This window comes from Ructibacterium gallinarum (assembly GCF_014982785.1).
Classification (GTDB): Bacteria; Bacillota; Clostridia; order Monoglobales; family Monoglobaceae; genus Ructibacterium; species Ructibacterium gallinarum.
Genome location: NZ_JADCKB010000076.1, coordinates 1 through 1,048 on the forward strand (window position 1 = coordinate 1; position 1,048 = coordinate 1,048).

The 1,048-nt window shown below is 46.9% G+C and carries 1 protein-coding gene and 1 pseudogene; both read left to right on the forward strand.

Annotation, left to right across the window (positions count from 1 at the left end; all coding sequences use genetic code 11):
* A partial coding sequence (locus INF28_RS12765; RefSeq protein ID WP_404815183.1) for a TcaA NTF2-like domain-containing protein occupies positions 1-800 on the forward strand: 800 nt, incomplete at its 5' end.
* A pseudogene (locus INF28_RS12770) lies at positions 793-1,048 on the forward strand (hypothetical protein); the annotation flags it as partial. The gene INF28_RS12765 and the pseudogene INF28_RS12770, both read left to right, overlap by 8 nt.

Sequence of the window (1,048 nt, forward strand, 5' to 3'; positions counted from 1 at the left end):
TTCAGTCTGCCATTCGCCTTGGCATGGCAGTGCGGGCCGCCGATCGCTTTTCCTCTGTGGAACAGCTGCAAAATGCCCTCAACGGCCAAAGCACAACTTGGGTTCCAACGACTCCCGAGGAAAATACGGTTTCCTTCCGCCCCACTCAGAGTTCCCCAAAAAAGCGTATGCCTTTGACTACAGCCGCCATTCTTATATTAAGTCTCAGCTTTTTTATTCTGGCCGCAGTTCTTTTCTATGGAATCCTGCAAAAAAATTCAGAAACAGCTATTTCTCCTGTCGCTTCCGCAGCTCCCTCTGTGGATAAATCCAGCAACACAGCAAACAATGAAACAGTTTCTTCCACGCCTCCTTCTGCCCCGGCGGGTATTGCTTCTGCCACACCAACACCTGTGCCGACTCCAGCACCAACACCAACACCTGTGCCAAAGCCAGATCGGCAAAAAGATACTGTCTTACTGGAAGAAGCGGTATATCTTTGTTTGTCTGATTATGTCAATTCCATCAATACCGGCAATACTTCCAATGTATCCGCCTATATTGACATTGATGCCCAAACATATTATAACGAAAGCGTCAAAAATATTCAGCGGCTCTATCAGCAAGGAATCCGGGAGGAATTGCTCTCCTATGACATTGTGAAGATATCCTGGTTGGACGATGACCGATGCAATCTGACACAGCACAGTGTAATCCGGGTATATTATCCGTCCGGAGAAACAAAAGACGTGGACGAAACCTATACCTATTTACTGCGAAGAAAACAAAATAGATTTGTATATGTAAAAATGTATGAATAAAGAAAAGGGAGCGAAAAAAATGGGATTATGTATGGGGTGCATGAAAGAAAAAGGAGAAGCACAGGTCTGTCCGTACTGCGGCCTTGACGAGAAGGAACTTGCCCAAAGCACAGGGGCATTTCTGCCGCCGGGCACCCTTCTGCACGACCGATATACAGTCGGTATTGCCTTAGGGCAGGGCGGTTTCGGCATTACCTATATCGGCTTTGACAACGTTTTAAATACCCGCGTCGCCATCAAAGAGTACT